Raw genomic sequence first — 998 nt, forward strand, 5'->3', positions numbered from 1 at the left:
CTAGATCGTTGATGGGGGTTTGTTGAACTGCTGCGGGCATGACGAAGGGCGCCCATGATCAGTGTGTGAAGACAAACCTGGACGCCCTTCTGACCGCACTCTATGTCCATCTGGACGATCACGTCCTGCGGTCGGCCGACCGGCCGCGGCGACGCGGCCCCGACCGGGTGCTCAACGACGCCGAGCTGGTGTGCGTGGCCGTGGCCCAGGTCCTGCTCGGCTGCGATTCCGAGCGGCGGTGGCTGCGGACGGCGCCGGGCAGGATCGGGCACCTGTTCCCGCGGCTGCCCGGCCAGTCCGAGTACAACCGGCACCTGCGCGATGCCGCGCCCGCCCTGTTCGCCGCTTCGATGTGGCTGGTGCGCGGGGTTCCGTCCTGGCACGACCGACTACGGCTGATGGACGGCACCCCGGTGCGCTGCGGGGCCTCGCGCACCACCGTGGACCGCTCGGCCCTGGGCGAGATCGCCGGCTACGGGATGGACAAGTCCCACCACGCCTTCTACTGGGGAGCCAAGCTGATGCTGGTCACCACCGCCGAGGGCGCGGTGTGCGCCTTCAGCCTGGCCCACCCCAAGGAGCTGGACGAACGCAAGCAGGCGATCCACCTGCTGCACGTCCAATCGCACGCGCCGGGACCGTGCCCGATCGTGTGCGACAAGGGGTTCGCCGGGGCCGGGGTGGAAAAGGCCGCCGCCGACCTGGGCCACGTCCTGATCCGACCCGTCCGCCAAGACGAGCCCCAACCGACCGCCGCGGTGTTCCCCGGCTGGCTGCGCCAGCGCATCGAGGCGGTCATCTGGACACTGAAGAACCAACTCGGACTGGAACGCCACGCCGCACGCACCACCGAGGGCCTCTGGACACGCCTGTGCCAGCGCATCTGCGCACTCAACGCCGCCATCTGGCACAACTGGCTCATCGGCGCCCCGATCAAGCGATCACTGACCGCCTACGACCACTGACCGCCACACCCAACAACCCCCATCAACGATCTA

General features: G+C 68.9%; 1 protein-coding gene. It reads left to right on the forward strand.

Annotated features, from left to right (window positions below):
- The first annotated feature begins 65 nt into the window (after positions 1-65).
- Positions 66-965 carry a transposase gene (locus tag K4S16_RS00025; RefSeq protein WP_149256721.1) on the forward strand — a complete coding sequence of 300 codons (900 nt, stop codon included), beginning with the start codon at positions 66-68 and terminating at the stop codon, positions 963-965.
- Positions 966-998 lie beyond the last annotated feature (33 nt).

This window comes from Actinomadura sp. K4S16 (assembly GCF_008327685.1).
Lineage (GTDB): Bacteria > Actinomycetota > Actinomycetes > Streptosporangiales > Streptosporangiaceae > Spirillospora.